This window comes from Streptomyces sp. L-9-10 (genome assembly GCF_004151105.1).
GTDB lineage: Bacteria > Actinomycetota > Actinomycetes > Streptomycetales > Streptomycetaceae > Streptomyces.
Genome location: NZ_PHRF01000159.1, coordinates 31,587 through 50,079 on the forward strand (window position 1 = coordinate 31,587; position 18,493 = coordinate 50,079).

Sequence of the window (18,493 nt, forward strand, 5' to 3'; positions counted from 1 at the left end):
TGATGTCCGAAACACATGCAGACACCAAGGACCGGTCCGCCGTTCGCTCTCTGCTGCGGCTGTGGCCGTACGTGCGACCGGTGCGCGCACGCCTGGCCAGTGCGGCTTTTGTCGCGATCGTCGCGTCCTGTCTCGGGCTGGTGTTCCCCCTCGTACTGAAGTGGATGGTGGACGGTCCCGTCGCGGACCGGGACACCGGGGGCATCTGGCTCGGGGCGCTGATCCTGCTGGGGCTGGGGATCGTCGAGGCGGTGCTGTTCGGTTTCCGCCGCTGGCTGGTGGCGCGGCCGCTGGCCGGTGTGGAGGCGGCGATGCGGGCGGATCTCTACCGCCATCTGCAACGGCTGCCGGTGGCCTTCCATGACCGGTGGCCGTCGGGTCAGCTGCTCTCGCGCGGGACGACGGACCTGATGCTGTTGCGGATGTTCCTGGCGTTCCCGCTGACGTTTCTGCTGGTGAACGCCACGACGATCCTGGTGGGTTTCCTGATTCTGCTGATGCAGGACTGGTCGCTGGGGCTGGTGCTGATGACCCCGGTGGTCCCGCTGGTGATCCTCTGCTCGTTCTTCGAGTCGCGGTTCGCGCTGGTCGCGCGCCGGGCGCAGGACCAGGTGGGCGATCTGACCACGGTGGTCGAGGAGGGCGTGCTCGGCATCCGGATCATCAAGGGGTTCGGCCGCCACCGCAGCCAGTCCCTCGCGTTCCGCGCGCTCACGCGGCGGCTGCGCGAGACGGAGCTGGAGAAGGCGCGGCTGCTGGCGGGCATCTGGGCCCTGATCATGGCCATTCCCGAACTGGCCATCGCCGCCGCGCTGGTGCTCGGCACGGTCCAGGTCGCGGACGGCGGACTCTCGACGGGCACGCTGGTCGCGTTCCTGTCGACGGCGCTGGCGCTGCGGTGGCCGGTGGAGTCGATCGGGTTCCTGCTGGCGATGAGCCAGGAGTCCGCGACGGCCACCGAGCGGTTCTTCGAGGTGATGGACGTACCGGAGGAAGCGGAGGACGCGTCGGGGAGCCCGTCCGGGGAGACCTCGGGTCGGGAAACCGGCGGCGGGCTGCGCTTCGAGGGGGTGACGTTCCGGTACCCGGACGCGGAGGCGGGCTCCACGCCCGTCCTGGAGCGGATCGATCTGCACATCAGACCCGGCGAGACCATGGCCGTCGTCGGGGCCACCGGCTCGGGCAAGACCACGCTGACCGCCCTCGTACCGCGACTGCACGAAGTGACCGCCGGGCGGATCACGCTGGACGGCGAGGACATCGCGCTGATGCCGCGCGAGCGGCTGCGGGAGCTGGTGTCGGTGGCGTTCGAGGAGCCGACGCTGTTCTCGGCGACGGTCGGGGAGAACGTACTGATGGGCGCGGAGGACGCCGACGAGGACGCGCTGCGGCGGGCGCTCGACGTGGCCCAGGCGGGCTTCGTCAAGGATCTGCCGCGGGGCACCGGGACGGAGGTCGGCGAGCAGGGACTCAGCCTCTCCGGCGGTCAGCGCCAACGGCTCGCGCTGGCACGGGCCGTGGTCGGCCGGCCGCGCTTCCTGGTGCTCGACGATCCGCTGTCCGCGCTGGACGTGCATACGGAAGCGCTGGTGGAGGCCGCGCTGCGGCAGGTGCTCAAGGAGACCACGGCGCTGGTGGTGGCGCACCGGCCGTCGACGGTGCTGCTCGCCGACCGGGTGGCGCTGATCTCGGGGGGCCGGATCGCCGCCGTCGGCACCCATCAGGAGCTGCTGCGGAGCAGCGAGGAGTACGCGTGGCTGATGTCCGGGGCGGATCGGGATCCCGGGGCCGGGGCCGCGGCGGATTCCCGAGCCGGGGCCGCTTCAGGGGCTGTTGAGGAGAGCATCCGATGACGACGTCGACCACCACGGGCCAGGACGCGCCGGGCCCGGACGCGAACGGCCCGTCCGGGCCCGGCGGCAAGGACTCCCCCGCGTCACCCGCCGCGCCCGGCGCCGCCGAGGCCCCCGCCACGGCGGTCGGCGGCACGGCGGGCCACGCCGCGACGGACCCCGCCACGGCGGCCGACGACCCGTTCGGCCAGGACGCCCTGCCCGCGCCCCCGGGCGCGACCGGCGCTCTGCTCCGGTCCCTGCTGACGGTCCGGCGCGGAAGGGTCGCGCTGGCCGCGCTGCTCCTGCTGCTCCAGCAGGCCGCTTCCCAGGCGGGCCCGCTGATCGTCGCGTACGCCATCGACCGCGGTGTGCCCGCCTTCCGCGACGGCGACAACGGGCCGCTGTACGCCGTCGGGGCGGGATATCTGATCTGCGCGGTGGGCTCGGGGGCGTTCCAGTACGCCTTCATCCGGGTCGCGGCCCGGGTCAACCAGGACGTACTGCTCGATCTGCGCGGCCGGATCTTCCGCCATGCCCAGGCGCTGAGCCTGGACTTCCACGAGCGCTACACCTCCGGGCGGCTGATCTCCCGGTCGACCACCGATGTGGAGTCCCTGCGCGAACTGCTCGGCGAGGGCCTCCAGGAACTCATCGGCGTGGTGCTGGCCTTCGTCTACATCTCGGCGATGCTGCTCTACCTGGACGTGGGCATCGGGTCGCTGGCCGTGGTCTCCTTCGTACCGCTGTATCTGCTGGTGCGGATCTACCAGCGGCGGGCCGGAGTCGTCTTCGGCCGGCGCTCCACGGCGATCGCGGCCGTGATCGTGAAGTTCGCCGAGACGATGAACGGCATCAGGCCGGTGCAGGCGTTCCGGCGCGAGCGCGCCAATGACGCGGACTTCCACACGCTCAACCACCGCCACGAACGCAGCAACGGCGACGCGCTGCTGGAGATGGCCCGGTATGTGGTCGGCTCCCGGTTCGTCGCCAATACCGCCGTCGCCGGGATCGTCCTGTGGGGCGCCTACCGGGTGGCGGACGGCACGCTCGCGCTCGGTGTGCTGGCCGCGGCCGTGCTGTATCTGCGCAGGCTGTACGACCCGATCGACCGGCTGGGGATGTTCCTCAACTCGTACCAGTCGGCGGCGGCCTCGATGGAGAAGATCGCGGGTCTGCTGGCCCAGACGCCCTCGGTGCCCGAGGCGTCGAACCCCCGGACGCTGCCCGCGCTCACCGGCGAGTTCCCGGGCCGTGAGGCCGTCTTCGACGGGGTGAGCTTCACATACCGTACGGGCGGCGAGGTGCTCCCCCGCTTCGACCTGACGATCCCGGCCGGCCAGACGGTCGCGGTCGTGGGCTCGACGGGCGCGGGCAAGTCCACGCTGGCGAAGCTGCTGGCGCGGTTCTACGACCCGACGGAGGGCCGGATCCTCCTCGACGGCGTCGACCTGCGGGAGCTGAACACGCCCGAGCTCCGGCGCGGGGTGGTGATGGTGACCCAGGAGGCGTTCCTGTTCTCCGGCACGGTCGCCGAGAACATCGCCCTGGGCCGCCCGGACGCCTCCCGCGAGGACATCGAACGCGCGGCGAGGGCCATCGGCGCCGATGAGTTCATCAGCGGCCTGCCCGACGGCTACGACACGGACGTACGCAAGCGCGGCGGCCGGATCTCCGCGGGCCAGCGCCAACTGGTCGCGTTCGCCCGCGCGCTGCTGGCGAATCCGGCGGTCCTGATCCTGGACGAGGCGACCAGCTCTCTCGACATCCCGGGCGAACGCGCGGTCCAGCGGGCCATGGACACGGTCCTGCGCGGCCGTACGGCGGTGGTCATCGCGCACCGGCTGTCGACGGTCGAGATCGCGGACCGGGTGCTGGTGATGGAACACGGCCGCGTCGTCGAGGACGGCACCCCGAAGGACCTGATCGCCGGCACGGGCCGCTTCGCGGGCCTCCACCGCGCCTGGCGCGACAGCCTGGCCTGACCGCGGCCCGCGACGGGTGGACTCGGCTGCTTCACCCAGCGCGCGTGACCGGGGCCGAGCTGGTCTGCTGGTCCGGGGGGCGTCGTGTCCGTACCCCTCCGTACTCCCCGGAGAGATCCAGATGAGCAGCTATCGAGTCGCGCAGGTCGCCGCCGCCGGCGGGCCGTTCGAGATCGTCGGGCGCGAGGTCGCGCGGCCGGGCCCGGGGCAGGTGCGGGTGGTCGTGGATGCCTGCGGGGTCTGTCACAGCGACAGCGCCTTCGTGGACGCCCAACTGCCCGGCGTACGGTTCCCGGTGGTCCCCGGGCACGAGATCGCCGGGCGTATCGAGGAGCTGGGCGAGGGGACGGAAGACGCCTGGCGGGTGGGCGAACGGGTGGCGGTGGGATGGTTCGGCGGCAGCTGCCACCACTGCGTGCCGTGCCGCCAGGGCGACTTCATGGTGTGCGACAACCTGAAGGTCCCCGGCTGGAGGTACGACGGAGGTTTCGCCGAGTCGGTCATCGCCCCCGCCGACGCCCTGGCCCGGATCCCCGACGCGCTGGCGGCGACGGACGCGGGGCCCATGGCCTGCGCCGGGGTGACCACGTACAACGGGCTGCGGCGCAGCTCCGCGCGGGCGGGTGACCTGGTCGCCGTCCTGGGCATCGGCGGCCTGGGCCATCTGGGGGTGCAATACGCGGCCGCGATGGGCTTCGAGACCGTGGCGATCGCCCGCGGAGCCGCCAAGGCGGACTTCGCCGGGCAGCTCGGCGCGCACCACTACATCGACAGCACGGCGGACACCACCGTCGCGGACGCGCTCCAGGCGCTCGGCGGCGCCAAGGTCGTGCTGGCCACCGCGGCCAACGCCGACGCCATGACGGCGACCCTCGACGGGCTGTCCCACCGGGGCGAGCTGGTCCTCATCGGTGCGGCCCCCGAGCCGTTGAGCGTCGCCGCGGGCCCGCTGCTGATGCGCGGCCGGATCATCCGCGGCCATCCGGCGGGCACCGCGCAGGACGTGCAGGACACCATGGAGTTCAGTGTCCTGCACGGCATCCGCCCGATGACCGAGGTCCTTCCGCTGGACCGGACGGCCGAGGCCTACGAGAAGATGCTCTCCGGCGCGGCCCGCTTCCGGATGGTGCTCACCCCCCGCTGACGCGCCACGGACCCGCTCTCCCACCCGCCGGTCAGGGGTTGTGGAACCGCACCTCCGGGTGGGCCGCCGTCGGGCCGTCCAGCAGAGGCCGTGCGATGCCCCGCAGATGCTGGTCGAAGAAGGCACCGACATAGGCGCGGGTGAGATCGATCGAGCGCGTGGCGGGCAGTTCCGGCACGGGGAGGCCGAGGTTCCCGGCGAGGAACGGGGCGTCGGTGAAGGTGAAGTGGTCCGCGCCCGCGACGGTCAGCCAGCGCTTCCAGCCGTCCAGACGGTCCCAGGCCGCGTCCCAGCTCTCGTCCCCGCCGCCGGGCCGGTGGGTCCGGTCGCTGCCCAGCATCATGAAGGGGCGGCCGTCGAGCCCCTGGTCGGGTACGGAGCCGAGGAAGGACCCGTCCATGTTGACGCCCGCCCGGACGCGGCTGTCGCCCGCCATGGCGGAGCCCGCGCTCGCGCCCCCGAGCGAGTGTCCGGCCATGCCGATCCTCTTCTTGTCGATCAGGTGGGCGTATCGCCAGACCGGCCGGCCGCCGGTCAGCCGGTCCAGGAGGAAGGACACGTCCCGGGCGCGGACCGTGGTGGCGACGGTGTAGTCCTCGGACTCGTCGAGCACGTCGCAGGCGGCGCAGGTCAGCGTCCGGCCGCCCGGGAAGGCCGCGCCGGCGGACTCGTAGGCGTGGTCCACCGTGGCGACCACGTACCCGCGGCTCGCCAGGTCCTCCGCGAGGCTGGTGAGGGTGTAGCGGGCGACGGTGAAGCCCGGGGAGAGCACCACTAAGGGATGCAGACCGCGTTCTGAGGGGCGGGCGTTGACACGGCTGTGGACGCCGGTCGCGCTCACCGTCTCCGGCGGAGCGGCGTCCTCCAGATTCTGGAACTCGATGAGCAGCCGGACTTCCTCCGTGGTGGCGTACCGGGCAGGCGTGCCCGTACCGGCGTGGGCGGGGTAGTACATGGTGACCATCAGTTCCCGGGCACCCGCCAACGGCACCCAGGGGTCGGGGCGGGACTGGTCGGTGAGGTGCAGTGTGTGACGGCCGACCGCGTACGGGCCGGTGGGCCGGGGCAGTGGGGGCGCCTCGGCTCTGGCCGGGGAACCGGGCGTGGCGGTCGCGGTGACGGGGACGGGCGCCGGTACCGCCGAGGCGGTACCGGCCGCGACGACCGGGAGCGCGAGTGCCGCGGCGGTCGCCGTACGGTGAAGTCGCTTCATGCCGACGACGCTAGGCGAGGCGGCCCGGCAGCGCCTCCGACCACGGACCGAGCCCGACCCTGACTCCCGCCCCATCCCCCCTGTCCGCGGGAGTCAGGGTCGCTCGGCCCACGGCCTGACTCCCGGTCACACCCCCGTGGTGGCCGGTCCGTCCCCGAGGACCTCGATCAGGCTGGTGAAGCTGTCGGCGGCGTGACCTGCCGTCACCCCGCGCCGGAACAGGCCGAGGACCGCCGCCGGAAGCGTCGTGTCGACCCCCGCGTCCCCGGTGGTGTGGACGACGTGGTCGACACTCGCCGCCCCCATGGCGAGCCGGTCCACATCGCCCGGGTACTCACCGCGGTCGATCCTCGGCGCGTAGAACGCGAGGAAGTCGGGCAGCGACGCGAGCGTGGGAACGGCGTACGGCAGGAAGTCCCCGGCGGAGATGCCGTGCGCGCGGGCGACGGCGAGGGCGTGCAGGGAACTCGTCATGGCGGTCCAGAAGATGTCCATCTGGAGCTGGTAGTACAGCGGCGCCAGGGCCGGGTCCTCGCCGAGGTAGTCCGTGCCGGTGAGGACGCCGAGGGTGGCCGCGTGCTCCTCGAAGACGTCCTTGGGGCCGCTGTAGAAGGTGGCCGACTCCGGCTTCCCGATGCCCGAGGGCGGCACCTGCACCCCGCCGCTGAGATGACGGGCGCCGTGCCCGGCCGCCCAGGCGGCGGCCTCGTGGGCCCTCTTGGGGGTGTCGGAGCTGAGGTTGACGAGGACCCGGCCGGCGAGTGCGCCGGTGGCGGGCCCGAGGAGGGCGTACATCGCGTCGTAATCCGTCAGGCTGAGGATCACCAGCTCATTGGCGGCCAGCGCCTCGTCGACCGTGGCCGCGCGGACCGCTCCCCGCGCCACCAGTTCGTCGGCTCTGCTCGCGGTCCGGTTCCACACGGTGACCTGATGGCCACCGTCCAGGAACGCGCCGACCATGGCCCGGCCCATCGGCCCCAGCCCGATGACGGTGACGGGCGTGGCCGAGGCGGTCGGCGTGACCGGTGTGGCCGATGTGCCCGGCATGACTGTCTGCTTGCTCATGGGACTTCCCCTCCAGAACGGCATCTTCGCGACGCGTCACGAGAACGCGCGTCACAGCGCGCCACGAGAACGCATCACTAGAACGAACGCTCTATCCAGCGATCGGTCCAGAACGTAGCATGCTTCTAGAACGAACGCTCTATCCGATACCCTGACCCGGTGAAGACCACCGCGCGGCACCACTCGGACCGGGACCCGCAGGCCACACCCGGCACCCGCGAACGGGTCGTCAGGGCGGCCTCACGGCTGATGCAGCGACAGGGGTACGACGGGGCCGGGATCAAGCAGATCGCCCAGGAGGCCAACGCCACACTGGGCTCCGTCTACCACTTCTTCCCCGGCGGGAAGCAGGAGTTGGCCGTTGCCGCGATCGATCACGGCGACCGCGAGTTCGCCACGATCCTGCGTGAGGTGCTGGACAGCGAGGAGGACCCGGCCAAGGCGGTCATCGCCTGCGCCGACAGTCTCGCGACGGGCCTGCGCGCCTCCGACTGGATCGACGGCTGCCCGGTCACGGCCACCGCCCTCGGGACGGCCGGCCGCGCACCCGACATCCAGCGGGCCGCCGCACTGGCCTTCGCGCACTGGCGCGGGCTCGTGACCGACGCGCTGCGCCGCGCCGGGATCCCCGACGGGGACGCGCGGAGCCTGGGTCATACGGTGATCAGCACGCTGGAGGGCGCCGAACTGGCGGCCCAGGTGTCCAGGAGCGACGAGCCGCTGCGTACGGCGGGGACGCATCTCGCCCGGCTGATCACCTCGTACCGGCCCGCCTGAGCCGGAGCGGTCCGGGCGGCACACGAGAGGCCGCGCGCCACACACGCCGCGCACCACACGCCGCGCGCCACACGCCGCGGGCTACACGCCACAGACCGCGTGCCGGGGCGCACCGCGGGCCGGGCCCCCGTCACATACAAGCGGTGGTACGAAACGAGCCACAATCCCCTGCGGCCGGGCCAGGGCACAGCGGCCCCACGCACCACACCCCGTTCACAATCCACAACGCCGCGAGTCGGCCGCCCCATCGCCGCGCCCTGTCCTCACCCTGTCCGGATCCAGCCCGGTCCGGCGACCGCGAACCTCCCGCAACACCGCCGCAATGATCCACGAAACGTCCGCTTAACGAACAGGACCTTTCGGGCAGCGAACGAATTCCGGCCAACTTGTTGACGCGCTCCTGACAGCGAGCCGCCACACCTGCCACTCTTCCCCCGTTCTCAGCACCACTCTGCTCCGCGTGCACTGTCCGGACGGCCCATCGAGCTGCCCGGTACCCCCCTCGCAGAAGGAGTTCGCGTGAGACCCACGCTCAGCCGCCGCGCCACCGCGACCGGCGCTCTGCTCGCCGCAGCAGCTCTCCTCACCGTCGGCGTCCAGGCCGGCACCGCCTCCGCCCAGCCGGACAGCGCGCCCGCCGCGCCCGCCGCGGGCAAGGCCGACCCCGGAGCGCTGCCGCGCACCCTCTCCCCCGCCCAGCGCGCCGCGCTGATACGCGAGGCCGACGCGACCAAGGCGGCCACCGCCGAGGAACTCGGCCTCGGGGCACAGGAGAAGCTCGTCGTCCGCGATGTCGTCCAGGACGTCGACGGCACCACGCACACCCGGTACGAGCGCACGTACCAGGGCCTTCCGGTCCTCGGCGGTGACCTCATCGTCGCGGCGACGAAGGCGGGCGCGACCCAGTCCGTCAGCAAGGCGTCCGCGTCCGCGCTGAAGAACGTCGCCACCGCGGCCGACATCGCGCCGGCCGTCGCCGAGAAGCAGGCGCTGGGCGCCGCCGCCGCCGACGGTTCGAAGAAGACCGAGGCCGAGCGCGCGCCGCGCAAGGTGGTCTGGATGGCGCAGGGTTCGCCGACCCTCGCCTACGAGACCGTCGTCGGCGGACTCCAGCACGACGGCACCCCGAACGAGCTGCACGTCGTCACCGACGCGGCCACCGGCAAGAAGCTGTACGAGTGGCAGGCCGTCAACAACGGCGTGGGCAACACCCAGTACAGCGGCCAGGTCACCCTCGGCTCCGTCCAGTCGGGCTCGACGTACAACCTGACCGACACCGGCCGTGGCAGCCACAAGACGTACAACCTGAACCGCGGCTCGTCCGGCACCGGCACGCTCTTCTCCGGTCCCGACGACGTCTGGGGCAACGGCGCCGCGTCCAACGCGGAGACCGCGGGCGCCGACGCCGCCTACGGCGCCGGGGAGACCTGGGACTACTTCAAGAACGTGCACGGCCGCACCGGCATCCGCGGTGACGGCGTCGGCGCGTACTCCCGCGTCCACTACGGCAACAACTACGTCAACGCGTTCTGGCAGGACAGCTGCTTCTGCATGACGTACGGCGACGGATCGGGCAACGCCAAGCCGCTGACCTCCATCGACGTGGCCGCGCACGAGATGTCCCACGGCGTCACCGCCGCCACCGCCGGTCTGGTCTACAGCGGCGAGTCCGGCGGTCTGAACGAGGCCACCTCGGACATCTTCGCCGCGGCGGTCGAGTTCTACGCCAACAGCCCGCAGGACCCGGGTGACTACCTCGTCGGCGAGAAGATCGACATCAACGGCAACGGCACCCCGCTGCGCTACATGGACAAGCCGAGCAAGGACGGCGCGTCCAAGGACTACTGGTACTCCGGTATCGGCAATGTCGACGTCCACTACTCCTCGGGCCCGGCGAACCACTGGTTCTACCTGCTCTCCGAGGGCAGCGGCGCCAAGGTCGTCAACGGTGTCTCGTACGACTCCCCGACCTCGGACGGTCTGCCGGTGACCGGCATCGGCCGGGCGAAGGCCGAGCAGATCTGGTTCAAGGCGCTCACCACGAAGTTCACCTCCACGACCAACTACGCGGCGGCCCGCACCGGCACGCTCGCGGTCGCCGGTGAGCTGTACGGCACCACGAGCCCCGAGTACACGGCCGTCGCGAACGCCTGGGCCGGTATCTCGGTCGGCACCCGCCCCGGTGGCGGCGGCGGGGGCGGCACGGTCTTCGAGAACGCCGGAGCGGTCGCCATCCCGGACAACGGCGCCGCGGTGACCTCGTCGGTCAACGTCACCGGAGTCACGGGCAACGCCCCGTCCAACCTCCTGGTCGGCGTGGACATCACGCACACCTGGCGCGGTGACCTGGTCGTCGACCTGGTCGCCCCGGACGGCACCGCCTACCGGCTGAAGAACTCCAGCGGCAGCGACTCCGCCGACAACGTCACGGAGACCTTCTCCGTGAACGCCTCGTCCGAGGTGGCCAACGGCACCTGGCAGCTGAAGGTCCAGGATGTCGCGGCGCAGGACACGGGCCGTATCAACAGCTTCAAGCTCACCTTCCCGACGAGCTGATCCGAGCCGTACGACCGTACGGCCGCCGTACGACTGACCGGCGGAACCGCCCGGGGTGTGACGACACCCCGGGCGGTTCCCTGTCCGCCCCGCCCCGCCCCGAGCCGCCCCGCGCGGCGTCGGGCCGGGCCGCTCAGCGCCAGGGAATGTTCCGCCACGGGCTGCCCTCGTTCTCCGTCAGCAGACGGTGGGCGACGACGTTCTGCTCGTAGAACGAGCCGTACTCCTCGCCGTCGAAGCGCAGCACCCTGCCCAGCGCGTACGCCGCGGAGAAGTCCTCCCACGAGCGGTAGGCCGGCTTGCTCAGCGCTCCGGCGTGCACGATCGCCTGCTGGGCCTCGTACGGATCGCAGAAGCGTGCCGACAGCCCCCAGCGGGCCAGGTTCACCGCACGCCCGTAGTCATAGGCGACCGTGGTGGTCACCCTCCCGTCCGGGGGCAGCAGCCCGTCGGCGCGGAACCGGGCCTCGTACCGGAGGATGCGCCGCACCAGTTCCTCGATGCCCCTGACCGTGTCGTGGCCGGCCCCGAGGTCCTGGGCGTGCCCGGCGGCCGTCTCGCGCCACAGGTCGGCGGACGGCGGCCCGCCGAGACCGGCCCGCAGCTGCTCGCGCACCCGAAGGGTGAAATCGGGCTCGGGCGGGCTGTTGCGCGCGTCCAGCAGCGCGTTCAACTGCGCCTGCCAGCCGGTGCGTTCGGTGATGCCCCAGGAGTCGCGGAGCTGTGCGCGTTCGGTGGCGTAGTCGTGGTAGGCGGTGCCGACCTCGTTCCACGGCACGCCGTTCCCGACCGCCAGATGCGCGCCGCAGGCCAGACCGTAGGCGAGCGGTCCGTGCAGCGGACCGTGCCGCAGTGCGGTCAGCCGGTCGTCGGACGGGCGGTCGTTCTCCGCGTAATAGCGGAGCCACAGCGCGCGGTGCTGGGGCATGGCGGGCAGCAGAAGCTGCGCCGGGGTACCGGCGTTGACCGCGAGCAGCTGCTGCGGATCCCGCCACTCGAACTCGGCGATCCACTGGAGGGACACGCCGTGGAACACCCACTCGGGGTGCCACGGCGGCAGCATCCCGCGGGTGAGGACGGGCTTGCAGCTGCGGCCCGCCTCGTCGCGGTGCGGGCGCCAGCGCACCCGGTCGGGCGCCGCGTCGACCTCGGCCTTCGGTGCGCCGATGTACAGCTCCGCGCCGGCCAGCACCCGTAGCTGCGCCTCCGTGTCGCCGCGCGCCCCGGCCTCGTACAGCAGGCGTTCTGTCTCGGAGGGCGCTGTCCAGGGGGCGCCGTACGCCGGGTTGCCGGGGTGGTGGGGAAGAGGTGGGCTCATGACCAGGGGATGTTCCGGTAGGGGCTGGTGGGGTCCTGGACGAGGATGCGGTGGTGCGCGAGCGACTCCTGGTACCTGACGTCGGAGTCGTCGTCCCCGTCGAAGTGGATCAGCCGGGTCAGCGCGTAACCGAGGGAGAACTCCTCCCAGGATCCGTAGGCCCGCCGAGCCAGTTCACCGATCCGCACGACGGCCGTCTCGGCCTCGTGCGGATCGCAGTAGCGCGCGCCCAGCGCCAGCCGGACGACGTTGACCGCGCGCCCGTGGTCGAAGGCGGCCAGGGTGTCGATCCGTCCGCCGGGCGCGAGGATGCCGTCGGCGCGGAAACGGTCCTCGTACCGGACGACGCGCCGCAGGGACTCACCGGCCTCCATCAGCTCGGCCTGGGACGCGCCGCGCCGGTTCAGCGCGGCGGTGACGCTGTCGGACCACTCCTGCCGCGAGGGCTCCCGCTTCAGCCGTCCGACGAGACCGAGCCGGGTGCGGAGGACGAACTCGTGGGTGCGGCCGATGAGCCGGGTGGCCATCAGCGCGTCGAGCGTCTGCCGGTACGCGGCGCGGTTGCCGATGTGCCAGGGGCGGTACAGCCGGGCGATGTCCGTCTCGTAGTCGAGATACGCGGCGCCGAGCTGGTTCCAGGCGATGCCGTTGTTGACGGCGAGATGGGCGCCGAGGGCCAGTCCGTACGCGACCGGCCCGTGCAGCGGACCGCCGCTGTGCGTGATCAGCCGGTTCTGCCGGGGGCCGCCGGACGCCGCGTCGGCCTTGAGCCACGCCCTGCGGTGTGCCGGGCGGGCCTTGACGCTCGTCGCGCAGGGCGTGCCCGGGTTGACCGCGAGCCACCACTTGTTGTCCGGCCAGGACGCGGCGAGTCCGGCCAGGGTGGTGCGGCGGAACACCCACTCCGGATGCCAGGGCGGCAGCATGCCGGGGGTCAGGACGGGGACGAGGGTGCGGCCTGTCGCGGGGTCGGGCTGTGACGGGAGCGGCGCGGTGTAGCCGGGGGTGTCGGCGTGCAGCCGGGCGACGAGCACGTAGAGCGGGGAGCGGGAGAGCACGTCGAGTACCGCGTCCCCGTCGTCGCGCGCGGTCGCCTCGTACAGCAGCCGCTCGGTCTCGGTCGGTGGCGCCCAACGGGTGTCCGTATCCGTGGCCTTGTCCGTACTCGTTGTCACGGCCCGATCCTACGGAAGCGGTCCGGGGCCGCTGTGGGGCAGGTGGGGAGGACTCGTTCACGGCCGATGCGTGCCGGGGCGTGCCGAGGTGTCCGCCGCGTTCACGACGGAAGGGAGCGGGTCATGCGTCGGCGCGTGGCTCGCTCCGCGGCCGGTCGCGGCGAGCCGGGTCGGCGGCGCGGACGAGCTGGCGCAGCGCGCCGTAGAAGACCTCGTGGTCCACGACGGCGGGCAGGATGACGGCGAGATGCCCGGTCAGTACGGGGAACTCGTCCGGGTCCAGCGCCGCCAGCGCGCTACGGGTCACCGCCAGCGAGGACTTCGGATCGCGGTGATCGACGAAGGTCGCGCTGCCGAGGGTGAGCAGATACATGCGGCGGTACGCGGTGACCGCCTCCTCGGGTGTCATGCCCGCCCGGATGCTGTCGGCGAGCTGTGGCTCCACCAGCCGCCCCAGCAGCTGCGGCCCGAGCCACGGCCGGCCGCCGCGCAGGGCGAGCAGCCCCGGATGGGCGGTCAGCGACGCGTAGAGCCGGCGGAAGCGCGCCTCGGTGGCACGGGCCCAGTCGGTGCCGGGCGGGATGTCCGGCAGATCGGCCGCGAGGTGGTCGGCGCAGAGGTCGAGCAGCCCGGCGAGATCCGTGCAGCGGCGCTGGACGGTGGCGTGGGCGACACCGAGGCGGGCGGCCAGCGTACGGAAACTCAGGGCTCCCGGCCCTTCCTCGTCGACCAGCGCGAGCGCTGTCGCGGCGATGCGGCCGGGGGTGGCGGAGTCGAGGGACGCGGATTGCCGGGGCATGCGAGCCAGCGTACGGTACACCGTATCGATACGAGGAGCAGCCGGTGCGAGAACTCAGCCACGACGACATCAAGCAGGCCACCGACCGCATCACGGGACACGTGCGCCCCGTGGCGGTCGCGCCCGCCGATCCCGGCGCCGCCCAGCTGTGGCTGGCCCTGGAGCACCTTCAGCACACCGGCAGCTTCAAGGCACGCGGCGCCCAGAACTTCCTGCGCGCCCATCGCGAGGAGGGCACCCTCCCCGACGCGGGCGTGACCATCGCCTCGGGCGGCAACGCCGGACTCGCCTGCGCGTGGGCCGCCCGGCAGCAGGACGTGACCGCCACGGTGTTCCTGCCGGAGACCGCGCCGCCGGTGAAGGTCGCGCGGCTGCGCTCGTACGGCGCCGACGTACGGCTGACCGGCGCGTCGTACGCCGAGGCGCTGGCCGCCTGCCAGGACTTCGCCGCGACGACCGGCGCGCTCGCCTCGCACGCGTACGACCACCCGCTGATCGCCGCGGGCGCGGGCACCCTGCTGGAGGAGATCCACCAGCGGATCCCGGATCTGGACACCGTGGTGGTCTCGGTGGGCGGCGGCGGGCTCTTCGCCGGGGTGGCCACCGCCGCGCGGCACCACGGCATCCGGACGGTGGCGGTCGAGCCGGAGAACTGCCGCGCCCTGAACGCGGCGCTCGAAGCGGGCCGGGTGGTCGACACCCCGGTCGACTCCGTGGCCTCCGACTCCCTGGGCGCCTCCCGCGCCACGACGCTCGCGCTGCGCGCCGCGCAGCACGACGGCGTGCGCTCGGTCCTGGTGCCGGACGCGGAGATCATCCGTGCCCGGCGCGCGCTGTGGACGGACTACCGCCTCGCGGTCGAACACGCGGCGGCGACGGCTCTCGCCGCGCTGACCGTGGAGGGTGAGGGGTACGGGTACCGGCCCGTCGAGGGCGAACGGATCTGCGTGGTGCTGTGCGGGGCGAACACGGACGTGGCGTCGCTGGCCGGGCCGGACGGGAGCGCGTGAGCGACCGGCGGACAGCGGCCGGCCGATCGTGAGTGACCGGCCGGCGGGGGTCCGTGGTGTGATGGCACGGTGAGCCGCGCCGCGGAAGAGACCAACCGCCACATGCTCCGGGCACGGGACGCGATGGACCGCGCCTACGCGCAGCCGCTGGACGTCCCGGCCCTGGCCCGGATCGCGCATGTGTCGGAGGCACACTTCACCCGCACCTTCCGGGCCACGTTCGGCGAGACACCACACCGCTACCTCCAGCGCCGCCGTGTCGAGCGCGCGATGTACCTGCTGCGGGAGACGGACCGCAGTGTGACCGACATCTGCTACCAGGTCGGCTTCGGCAGTCCGGGAACCTTCAGCCGTACGTTCCGCGACATCGTCGGCCGGCCGCCGAGGGCGTACCGCAAGGAAGCGACGGCCGCGAACGTGCCGACGTGCTTCACGAAGGCGTGGACGCGCCCGCACACCTGACCGCCCGTACGCCTGACCGCCCGCACACCGGACCGCCCGCGCTGCCCCGCGCCGTTGTCCGGCGCCCCGCGCACCTTGTCCGGCGCCCCGTGCCCCGCGTCGGGACTGAGCAGTTTTGGATAAGTTTTCGCCGGACTCGCTCGGTAGCGTGATGCACATGTTCAACGCGATCACACACTCACAGATCTACGTACTCGACCAGGACGAGGCCCTCGACTTCTACGTCGGCAAGCTCGGCCTGGAGGTCAACGCCGATGTCGACCTGGGCTTCATGCGCTGGCTGACCGTGAACGTCCCCGGCCACCCGGACCGCCAGATCCTGCTGGAGAAGCCGGGCCCTCCGGCGATGTCCGAGGAGACGGCGCAGCAGGTCCGCGAGCTGGTGGCCAAGGGCGCGACGGGCGGCTCGCTCTTCTTCAGCACGGACGACTGCCGCAAGACGTACGAGAAGCTGCTGGCGCTGGGCGTCGAGTTCACCGACGAACCCACTGAGCGCCCGTACGGAACCGACTGCGGCCTCCGCGACCCGTTCGGCAACAGCATCCGCTTCACCCAGCCGAACACCTGACCCGCGACCGCCCGACCCGGGACCGAAGCCCGCTCCCGCCCGCCACCGGCCGCCCACTGCCGGTGGCGGGCGGGGACCGCGGCCTCACTCCGCCTCCGCCCGCACCCTTCCCCGCCTCACCGCGTCCACCAGTGCGCTGTGGTCCCGTTCGTTCTGGTCGGCGTAGCTCTCCGCGAACTCCGCCAGCGCGGCGTCGAACGCCTCGCCCCCGCCCAGATAGGCGGCGATGGCGATACGGTCGCCCGACCTGGCGTGGGCGCGGGACAGGGTTTCCCCGCAGAGTTCGCCGAATACCCGCATTCCCCTCGGCACCATGATCTGCGGCGTCAGGATGCCCTTCCAGTCGTGCAACTGGCGTATGTAGAAGTCCCGTTGGCGGCCGTCGGCCCCCTTCACCCGGTCCCACCCCAGGAAGACGTCGCCGACGGCCTGCATCAGCCGCTGTCCCGCGACCACGCGCTGTCCCTGGTTGTCGTACTCGCTCTCCCCGACATGCGCGGCGAGCACCGAGTGGTCGGCCTCCTTGGCCTGGAGGATCAGGGGGTCCTCGTCATCCCTGCCCAGCAGCAGCAGAATCCAGCAGCGGGTTCCGACGCTGCCCACGCCCACGACCTTGCGTGCGATGTCGGCCACCCGGTACTGCCTGAGCAGATGCGCCCGTTCCGTGGGCAGGCTGCGTCCGTACCGTTCGACGAGTGCGTGGAGCTCATGGGAGATCCGGTCCCGCTCGGCGCCCGCCAGCAGGTCGTCGATCGGCACGACCAACGGCGGGTCGCCCACGAACCGGCGTTCGCCGTCGCGGAGTTCGGTGAGTTTCCCGAAGGCCTGGAGGCTGTCCTTGGTACGCGCCTTCGCCATGGTTTTCGACACCCGCCCCCGGCCCTTCGCACTCAGCCGCCCGGCCACCAGCCGCTGGAGCTGTTCCGTGTCGGCGCTGTCGTACCACACCTCAAGATGGCCCATCCCCGCGTACTGCCGCATCCGTTCGCGGTACGCGCGTACGGCGGCCCGGACGATCCCCGCCCGCTGCTTGGCCGAGTAGCCGTTCTCGCGTCCCGCGATCACCAGGCTCGCGGCCAGCCGTTTGACATCCCACTCCCAGGGGCCCGGCAGGGTCTCGTCGAAGTCGTTGATGTCGAACACCAGACGCCGCTCGGGCGAGCCGAGCAGCCGGAAGTTCACCAGATGCGCGTCTCCGCACAGCTGCGCCCTGATGCCGGAGGTGGGGGTGGTGGCCAGATCGCCGGCCATGATCGCGGCAGCGCCCCGGTAGAAGCGGAACGGCGACTCCGTCATCCGTCCGTAGCGGAGGGGGACGAGGTCCGGTACGCGCACGGCCGACTGTTCCTCGATCACGTCCACCGGGTCCGGACGGCCCTCGGCGGGACGGAACCCGGCGTGGCCGGACCGCGGCGCCTTCTTGCGGGCGGCCCTGCCCCGGTCCGCCCGCTCCCTCGGCGACAACGGCCGCCTGTCACCCGAGATTCCGCCGGCCTTGGTCATGGCGTGCACTTCCCGTCCGAGAGTGCGGTGACGCCGGCGTGCGACGGCGCGCCGGTGGCCCCGCGCGGCTGCCCCCGGTGTTCCCCGTCGGCGCCCCCGCGTCGGCCCCCGGCGCCCTCCCCGTCCATTATCCGTGGCCCCCTGCCGCCCGCATCCCGGCGATACCCGCGTCTCCGCCTCTCCGCGTCAGCCCGCATCTGCCCGCCGGATCCTTGGGCCGTCCGCCCAGGTCCTAATCTGGCCCCCATGACCGATCCCCACGGCGCGCGCCCGCCGATACGCGTCCTCCTCGCCGACGACGAGGCGATGATCAGGGCCGGAGTACGGGCCATCCTGGACGCGGCCCCCGGAATCGAGGTCGTCGCCGAGGCAGCCGACGGGCACGAGGCGGTGGAGCTGACGCTGAGGCACCGGCCCGATGTGGCGGTGCTCGACATCCGCATGCCGCGGCTCGACGGACTGCGCGCCGCGGAGGAGCTGCGGCGTACGGCGCCCGACACCGCGCTCGTCATGCTCACCACCTTCTCCGAGGACGCCTACATCACGCAGGCGCTCGGGTCCGGGGTCAGCGGTTTCCTGCTCAAGTCCGGCGACCCGCGCGAGCTGATCGCGGGCATACAGGCGGTCGCCGACGGGGCCGCGTTCCTGTCACCCGTCGTGGCCCGGCGCGTGATCACGCAGCTCGGCACCGGACGGCTCTCGCGGGCCGCCGAGGCGCGCGCCACTCTGGAGCCGCTGACCGCGCGCGAGCGCGAGGTGGTGGCCCTGGTCGGGTCCGGGCTGTCGAACGCGGAGATCGCCCAGCGGCTGTACGTCGTCGAGGGCACGGTCAAGGCCCATGTCAGCGCCGTCCTCGGCAGGCTCGGGCTGAAGAACCGCGTACAGCTCGCGATCCTGGCGTACGAAGCCGGTCTCGTCGACGACGCGCGGGCCACCGAGCCCGGCTGACCGCGCGCTCCCCGCCCCGTACCCCGAAGCCCCCGTACCCCCACCCCTCGCCACCCCCACCCCTCACCCCTCACCCCTCACCCCTCTGCCCCCTACTTTCGGCCAGGGACTCCGCCTGCCCGCCTCCGGCAAGCTGGG

The 18,493-nt window shown here is 72.4% G+C and carries 15 protein-coding genes; 9 read left to right on the top strand and 6 right to left on the bottom strand.

The window, feature by feature from the left end:
* Positions 1–2: 2 nt before the first annotated feature.
* The 3 genes from CU044_RS32335 (at position 3) to CU044_RS32345 (ending at position 4,961) form a co-directional block, all read left to right on the top strand.
* The gene (locus tag CU044_RS32335) at positions 3–1,853 is read left to right on the top strand and encodes an ABC transporter ATP-binding protein (protein WP_129772295.1); all 1,851 of its coding nucleotides are present in this window, start codon (positions 3–5) and stop codon (positions 1,851–1,853) included.
* Complete coding sequence (locus CU044_RS32340; protein WP_129772296.1) at positions 1,850–3,817, top strand: ABC transporter ATP-binding protein; 1,968 nt, start codon at positions 1,850–1,852, stop codon at positions 3,815–3,817. Before CU044_RS32335 ends, CU044_RS32340 begins: the two co-directional genes overlap by 4 nt.
* A gap of 121 nt (positions 3,818–3,938) precedes the next feature.
* Positions 3,939–4,961, top strand: coding sequence for an alcohol dehydrogenase (locus CU044_RS32345; RefSeq protein ID WP_129772297.1), 1,023 nt, complete (start codon positions 3,939–3,941; stop codon positions 4,959–4,961).
* Between the two features lie 31 nt (positions 4,962–4,992).
* Here the strand turns inward: CU044_RS32345 and CU044_RS32350 are convergent, their stop codons facing one another.
* Entirely contained in the window at positions 4,993–6,174 is a 1,182-nt protein-coding gene (locus tag CU044_RS32350) for an alpha/beta hydrolase (protein WP_129772298.1), read from the bottom strand.
* A 126-nt stretch (positions 6,175–6,300) separates the two neighbouring features.
* On the bottom strand, positions 6,301–7,221 hold the full coding sequence (locus CU044_RS32355) for an NAD(P)-binding domain-containing protein (RefSeq protein WP_129772310.1): 921 nt from the start codon (positions 7,219–7,221) through the stop codon (positions 6,301–6,303).
* A 177-nt stretch (positions 7,222–7,398) separates the two neighbouring features.
* Between CU044_RS32355 and CU044_RS32360 the strand changes: the two genes are divergently transcribed.
* The gene (locus CU044_RS32360; protein WP_275670241.1) at positions 7,399–8,016 is read left to right on the top strand and encodes a TetR/AcrR family transcriptional regulator; all 618 of its coding nucleotides are present in this window, start codon (positions 7,399–7,401) and stop codon (positions 8,014–8,016) included.
* Between the two features lie 519 nt (positions 8,017–8,535).
* On the top strand, positions 8,536–10,572 hold the full coding sequence (locus tag CU044_RS32365) for a M4 family metallopeptidase (protein WP_129772299.1): 2,037 nt from the start codon (positions 8,536–8,538) through the stop codon (positions 10,570–10,572).
* 133 nt (positions 10,573–10,705) lie between these two features.
* Here CU044_RS32365 and CU044_RS32370 read toward each other — a convergent pair whose 3' ends face one another.
* The 3 genes from CU044_RS32370 to CU044_RS32380 all read right to left on the bottom strand — a co-directional run bounded on the left by CU044_RS32370 (position 10,706) and on the right by CU044_RS32380 (position 13,864).
* Positions 10,706–11,890, bottom strand: a complete 1,185-nt coding sequence (locus CU044_RS32370) for a DUF1266 domain-containing protein (protein ID WP_129772300.1) — start codon at positions 11,888–11,890, stop codon at positions 10,706–10,708.
* A complete protein-coding gene (locus tag CU044_RS32375; protein WP_129772301.1) occupies positions 11,887–13,065 on the bottom strand; it encodes a DUF1266 domain-containing protein in 1,179 nt (392 codons plus the stop codon). Before CU044_RS32375 ends, CU044_RS32370 begins: the two co-directional genes overlap by 4 nt.
* Positions 13,066–13,186: 121 nt before the next feature.
* Entirely contained in the window at positions 13,187–13,864 is a 678-nt protein-coding gene (locus CU044_RS32380) for a TetR/AcrR family transcriptional regulator C-terminal domain-containing protein (protein ID WP_129772302.1), read from the bottom strand.
* Positions 13,865–13,908: 44 nt separating this feature from the next.
* Between CU044_RS32380 and CU044_RS32385 the strand changes: the two genes are divergently transcribed.
* The 3 genes from CU044_RS32385 to CU044_RS32395 all read left to right on the top strand — a co-directional run bounded on the left by CU044_RS32385 (position 13,909) and on the right by CU044_RS32395 (position 15,904).
* Complete coding sequence (locus CU044_RS32385; protein ID WP_129772303.1) at positions 13,909–14,874, top strand: threonine/serine dehydratase; 966 nt, start codon at positions 13,909–13,911, stop codon at positions 14,872–14,874.
* A 69-nt stretch (positions 14,875–14,943) separates the two neighbouring features.
* Positions 14,944–15,336, top strand: coding sequence for an AraC family transcriptional regulator (locus tag CU044_RS32390; RefSeq protein WP_193564127.1), 393 nt, complete (start codon positions 14,944–14,946; stop codon positions 15,334–15,336).
* 157 nt (positions 15,337–15,493) lie between these two features.
* Complete coding sequence (locus CU044_RS32395; RefSeq protein WP_129772304.1) at positions 15,494–15,904, top strand: VOC family protein; 411 nt, start codon at positions 15,494–15,496, stop codon at positions 15,902–15,904.
* An 84-nt stretch (positions 15,905–15,988) separates the two neighbouring features.
* On the opposite strand, the gene CU044_RS32400 is transcribed toward CU044_RS32395, so the two are convergent.
* Positions 15,989–17,407: a DUF2252 domain-containing protein gene (locus CU044_RS32400; RefSeq protein WP_129772305.1), complete on the bottom strand. Its 1,419-nt coding sequence runs from the start codon at positions 17,405–17,407 to the stop codon at positions 15,989–15,991.
* 246 nt (positions 17,408–17,653) lie between these two features.
* Between CU044_RS32400 and CU044_RS32405 the strand changes: the two genes are divergently transcribed.
* Positions 17,654–18,355, top strand: a complete 702-nt coding sequence (locus CU044_RS32405; protein ID WP_129772306.1) for a response regulator transcription factor — start codon at positions 17,654–17,656, stop codon at positions 18,353–18,355.
* Positions 18,356–18,493: the final 138 nt, after the last annotated feature.